General features: G+C 50.9%; 6 protein-coding genes. All 6 read right to left on the minus strand.

What is annotated here, in order from left to right:
• Positions 1-393: 393 nt before the first annotated feature.
• Positions 394-684: a CRISPR-associated endonuclease Cas2 gene (cas2, locus tag HMPREF9069_RS03375; RefSeq protein WP_021625745.1), complete on the minus strand. Its 291-nt coding sequence runs from the start codon at positions 682-684 to the stop codon at positions 394-396.
• A gap of 2 nt (positions 685-686) precedes the next feature.
• On the minus strand, positions 687-1,706 hold the full coding sequence (gene cas1c, locus HMPREF9069_RS03380) for a type I-C CRISPR-associated endonuclease Cas1c (RefSeq protein WP_021625746.1): 1,020 nt from the start codon (positions 1,704-1,706) through the stop codon (positions 687-689).
• 1 nt (position 1,707) lies between these two features.
• The gene (cas4, locus tag HMPREF9069_RS03385) at positions 1,708-2,337 is read right to left on the minus strand and encodes a CRISPR-associated protein Cas4 (RefSeq protein ID WP_021625747.1); all 630 of its coding nucleotides are present in this window, start codon (positions 2,335-2,337) and stop codon (positions 1,708-1,710) included.
• Positions 2,338-2,343: 6 nt separating this feature from the next.
• Positions 2,344-3,405, minus strand: coding sequence for a type I-C CRISPR-associated protein Cas7/Csd2 (gene cas7c / locus HMPREF9069_RS03390; RefSeq protein ID WP_021625748.1), 1,062 nt, complete (start codon positions 3,403-3,405; stop codon positions 2,344-2,346).
• A 9-nt stretch (positions 3,406-3,414) separates the two neighbouring features.
• Complete coding sequence (cas8c, locus tag HMPREF9069_RS03395) at positions 3,415-5,289, minus strand: type I-C CRISPR-associated protein Cas8c/Csd1 (protein ID WP_021625749.1); 1,875 nt, start codon at positions 5,287-5,289, stop codon at positions 3,415-3,417.
• On the minus strand, positions 5,286-6,008 hold a 723-nt coding region (cas5c, locus tag HMPREF9069_RS03400), incomplete at its 5' end, for a type I-C CRISPR-associated protein Cas5c (protein WP_232204032.1). The genes cas5c and cas8c, both read right to left, overlap by 4 nt.

The raw sequence follows: 6,008 nt of genomic DNA on the forward strand, positions 1-6,008 counted from the left end.
AATCCACGCGCCCGTGAAGGGCGCGACTGATGTGGATGAGGACCATGGATGCGCTGCTGAGTTTCAATCCACGCGCCCGTGAAGGGCGCGACCGAAAACTGGTGTCGAGTACCTAGTCGTGACTGGGTTTCAATCCACGCGCCCGTGAAGGGCGCGACCTGTTACGCACAATGATTTGGAGGCTGCGATTGGTTTCAATCCACGCGCCCGTGAAGGGCGCGACTGTCAATTTATACAGTAATATGAATTGACATCACTACTATATTCTTCTTTCAAAAAAATTCCAACGTATAGCGATCTAAAAATGATTTTTTTAATCATCTAGATTAAAAAAAATGCGCGAACCTCAAGGTACAAGGCCACTGCTTGGAGTTCGCGCAGCCAAAAGCTATCCTAAATGCATAAAAACCCCTCTGGATCATAGGAGTCCTTCACACCAATGTGTTCAACGCGACCTTTCCAGTTTTTCCCGAGATTGTAGAACCGCAGGCTGTCATACTTCGCATCAATAACGTTAGAAAGTTCGTGTTTCATACTCTCATACTGTCCCGGATCAACCAAGCACTCGAACACAGAATACTGCACCCTTTGCCCGTATTGCGTGCAAATCTTCGCAACACGTCGAAGCCGCTTCGGTCCGCCAGTGCCTCCACTTGCCACATCGTATGTCACCAAAACATACATCTCTACCTCCAGAGAAACGCAGGATAATCCTCAAGGTCACCGCGCAGGTATCGAGCAAACAGCTGTGCTTGGACAAACGGGACAAGGCCCAGAGGCATACGCTCTCCCAAGAACGGATGAACAATCTGGTCTTGCTTCTTCTGCTGCCAGTAGCCAAGAACCTTCTTACGCGTGCCCTCCTTGAACAGATAACCCTGGGACTCTGCAAGGAAGTCCCCTACATCGAGCTGCTTGCGATTGAAGAGCGAAAGTACGAACCGGTCGACTATAGGTGCACGCAGTTCTTCTATGAGGTCGAGCGCGAGGCTGGCCCTCCCTGGTCGGCACGCATGCAAATATCCCATCTGAGGATCCAGTCCAACCGACTCGCAAGCAGACACCAACTCCCTGCTTAGCATCGTGTAAAAGAATGAGAGAGCCGCATTAACCGGATTCTTGGGAGGGCGCTTCGTACGCCCAGCAAACACAATCCTGTCACTACGCAAGGCGCCATCCATCATTGAGTAATAGGCGTGAGCGGCGTTCCCCTCCACGCCGCGCAACTCGTTAAGATCACCGCACTGGCGGACATCATCCCCGCTTCGTTTCAGCTCATCTATGACATTAGCCACGCCGTGCTCTTTCATATCGGGATAGTCCCGTGCGTAGTGCTGAAGCACCACACGCGCATTGTGCACCTTCGCGGTAACAAACCGCTTGGCGATTAGAAGGCATGCAGACTCATCCACTGAACGTCTGTACTGTTCCCTTCTAAGCAGCACATTTCCCGAAGTTGGGCCGTTCACACGTGCTTGAAATCGACCACCCTCGTCTAGAATGGAAACAGACACACCACGCGATACACAAGCCCCGAGCACGGAAGTGCTGCAGCCAACGTGCCCAAACAACACCACACCTTCAAGCAGATGGAAGGGAGCGCTCATCACCTTCTCTTGCTCAATGTACACCGAGAGCGCGTCGTCCTTCTTTCGAAGGTATGCATCGGGATTCGTCAGGTAGAGTGTGTTCAGAAGGCGCTTCATGTCAGTTCACCAAGTCTCCGCCATATCGTGCCCAATAGTCTCTCACGTTGAGACCCCCCGTCTTCGGCATGCACCAATCAGCAAGCGAGCAGCGTCGGCACTTCGCGCCCATTTCCGCATGAGGAGTCTCACTCGATTCAAAGAGGACATGCATATGGCTCGCCAATCTCTTCAGTTCATCTCGAAGCTTTTTGCTCACCTCCACGCGTTCCCTCCTTCTCGTCTCTCCGTAGAAAATGGCACCCTCTGTGACTGCACCACCATGCATCTCTTCCAGGCACAGTGCCTGTGCTGTCACCTGCAAGCGGTCCCAGTCCTCCGCCCTTGGCTTCCCCACCTTGTACTCGACAGGTCGCATGAAGGAACCGGCATCGCCAACGCCGTATTCCACGATGTCGGCGGTACCGTATATGCCGAGCGTACGACTGACAAGACGAACTCTGCGTTCGGACCGCACCCCATCGGCACAGGAGTACCCCACTGTATCAACGCGCTCGTGGAAATAGTCACCGCGTAGCGTATCGGCACTGTCCTCCCAGACTTGCTCCAGATGAATGAGTGCCCACTGCCGCTCACAATATGCCAGATGCTGCAAACCCGAGAGAGCAAGCAGCTCATCGTCGGCGTACATGACTACCTATATGGAAGGTGCTATGTAGTCGTATGTCTTCACCTCTATGCCGTCTGGCAGCCCCACTTCGTCAACCTTAATCTCGTAGTCTTCAAATTTCCTCGGCTCTTGATCGGTGGAGATGTTCTTCTCAACCTGCACCGCATCAAAAAGCTTGTGAGCAGGAGCATTGCCGAGCTTGCTCTCGTGCTTGAAGACAACAAGCTTACGCGAAGTCATGAGACCACGAGCAGCGCTGCGATCGTTCTCGAACATGTTCATGAATGCCTCCCACAAAAGATCTAGGTCAGCCTGGCAGAAGCCAGACTTCTCGGCAAGAGAGGCAGAAACAAATCCTTCAATGCGATAGAGACCGTAGGGTACGTACTGCTTGCGACCAAATGGACCGCGCTCTTTTCCATCATCATTAGTGCGCGCCATACGCGTAATACTCATCTCAAGTGGCAAAACTGGATCAACGGACTCGCCGAAGCACAACTGCACAGGCCCGCGTACTTGACCACATTTGTTTGCCTTACCTGTTGTCATAACCGCACCAAAGGTTCTGATGTCAAAGAAATTATCACACATGAACTTGGTGACAAGCACCTTCTGGATACAATCATCCACAGCCTTCTTCAGGTCTTTCTTAAATTTATCCTCCGCCATCTCTTTCTTGAGTTGCTCCCTGAACTCTTCTCCAGTAAGCAATTTTTCTTTCATAAGTTTCTTTGCAAGCCTAGCCTCAAGTTCCCTAGACATGTCCCTCTCAACGTTCTTGCGCACGTCGGCGTGCTGATAATACTTATATGCCATCTCGTGCAATTCGTTAAGAATCACGCCTTCCTGCACGTAAATCTTGTAGCCCAACTCCCCCTCGTCAACATCCGGACCATCTACAGCCTCCCCCTTAATGAGGTCAACATAGTTGCGAATCTTGCGCTTGATGCATACGTCGGAAATAATGCCGCGTGAGGTGTCGGGGTCAATGCGCGGAAGATTTCCCGCATCGGGATCACCGTTGGGATTGCCGTTCTTGACATCGCAGAAGAAAACGAAGTCGTAGCGATTGTTGATAGGCTCTGCCATGATATTCTCCTAGTTCTCGCTGGAATCGTTGCTTGTGGTCTCGTCGGATGCACCATCATCCTGCTTGTGCGAACTCCGAAAGCCTTCGCGGCGCTCTTGGTAGTAACCGATGAAGAACTCACCCTGCTCTTCCATGGAAAGCGTCCTCGGGTAGGGTTCGTCCGAGAGCTTCCCTCCCACTATTTCGTCAAGCTCCCTCTCAAGGATATAGTTCAAACCAGGCCTCTTCTTGCGCAGAATGCTCAAGTGGTTCTGACAGCCATGCATGAGCGTCGGCATCACACGCGCCGGTGTGACCGATGCGGAGCCTATGTACTTGTCGCGGATAGTCGCATTAAGCTCATCATCAGTATCAGGCTTGACGGCATCCTCCTGAGCCTTCTCCATCACGGCGAACAACCGACCGAGGAGGTATCCTATAGAATTGTTTTCCCTGTTCAATGACATATCAACCTCGTTTTCTCTTGTTAATGAAACCCCTGAAAAACGCCGTGCGCGCACAAGACAAGCTTTAATGAGCGATACACGTTGACCTGTCACCTCATAAGGCTTGCCATTCAATTCGTACGACCCATGATCCGTTCGCATGCGCGAAAGCAAGGTGCTGAGCAGCGAACGGGGGAACCTACTGCCGGTAAGCATCGCCTGCATGCAAGGGTTGACGAGCGTGGAGGGAATGTTCTTGTACTTTCCTTGAACGGCACATTGCCTGATAAGCTGAAGCAGCGAAGTCGTTCGAACACCAATCATGTCAATATCTTGCAGATACTGACCATGGTACACAGCTAACTTACCAAACGTAGCAGTCTCGAAAAAGCGTACGGAGAGTCGAGCGGCATTAGGCGAGATACCAAGCACGTAATAACGCACATTCGCATCAAAGCTCTCTCCGAAGGAATTACCGTTCTTGATATTATCCAACGCATCTTGAACTCGCTTAATAGTAGCGTCATCTTCAGAAGGTGGTTGGATGAAAGCCCGGAAAAGAGCATCCTCATCAGGTGCGGGCCTATCACTCCAAAAAACAAAAATTGTGTTGGTAGTCCTCTTGTCTGTCTTATCACCAAAGCGAACATTATGCTCTGGGTCAGAGAGCAACTTCCTGAGGGTCGATCCCGCACCAAAAGCGACTCGCTCAGATACTCCAATCGTATGTTCTTTTATCTTTTCACCATACGAACAGAATGATTCGCAGTTGAACGAGATGAGTGAGGCGCGAGCGGGCTGAGCCCCAGGGAATCCTGTTAGTGGTAGAAAGACATGCGCCAGTGCCACTTTCTCACCTGTAACAGAGCACTGACCAATAGTGTTGCTCTCAGGATTTTCTGCACGATAGCAGTTCCAAGCATCAATTACTGACGGGCATTCGTGAACGAAAACACCCTCACCTACAGAGTTCTCGATATAGAAAACAAGTAAATTACTTTTATTACTTGCCTTCCTAAAAGACAGAGTATCTTCTAGCCGCTTTGCATCCCACTCCCCCATCGGAAGATTTTGTGAGAAAAACCTACGCACGGCATCAGCCGCAAAATCATTGCAACCCTTGAGCACATTTTCGTGCAGCTCACGCGATTTACTATGTTTTTTCTTAGCGCCACCCAACCCAAACAGATATTCTGCAGTATCACAAAGAAAATATGGCGTAACATCTGAGCTCCGTCGTTCATTTAACGGTCGGGGTACGTGCATGACCCTATACTCATTGCCGTTTTTCCCATCCCCCCATGACAAAGAGCGGACGTTCTTCAGTTCACCATCTTCCGAAAGGACAATCTCCCAGAATACTTTCTCAACACTCATGCCCTCAAGAGGTACCTCGCTCTGCATCTCAGGGTCTGCGACATAGCGCTCATAGAGGTCATAGAGATCTTTGATAATCATCCGATCGCCTCCCGCGCAATTGCGGAGACATCAATAACACCACTCCGCATGACGGCACGAAAGAACTTGGGCTCAGGATGCTCTATATCCGTGAAATCAAGGTCATAGAGCATGAAACCGAAGTCCTTCTCCAAGACGTCCGCATACGCAGAGGGAGGAACATTCTTCCCCTCCTCAACCAATGAGACCTCTGCAGAGAACTCCCTGCATCCAAGGTAGGGCTGGTTGAAACACTGTCCTTTGCGCAGACGGCGCAGGGCGATGTTGTAGTGCTTCTCAACCGTGTCGTCCACACCCGCACGATTAGTCAGATCGAAGTGGGCGTTGACGACGTATGCGACATCACGCAACAGAAGTGTGGCACGCTGCTGACGAGTTTTGTCATCTGTGTCTGATGCTGCTATATAAAAGGATTCGTTGTTTCCCTTGCACAATGACAGCGCCTTATCATAGGAAAGTTTCTTCCCCACCTCGTTACGCCGAAACGTCTCAAAGCGAATCTTGTTGAGCACCTCGATGCTATCAATGCGCCACACAATCGCAGGCTTCCAATACACAGCTTCCAAGATTCCGCGAGCTGCCGACGGGGTCATCACATCATAGCTAACGCGTTCCGCCTTCATCTCGGGGCGTGTGAAGCATGCACGCGGTCCCTTCACCAGTATCTTTATGCCATATCCCATGTGTCTCCTCCTATCTTCTAGTTGTTGCCTTTTCAG

This window comes from Atopobium sp. oral taxon 810 str. F0209, from assembly GCF_000466405.1.
Lineage (GTDB): Bacteria > Actinomycetota > Coriobacteriia > Coriobacteriales > Atopobiaceae > Olegusella.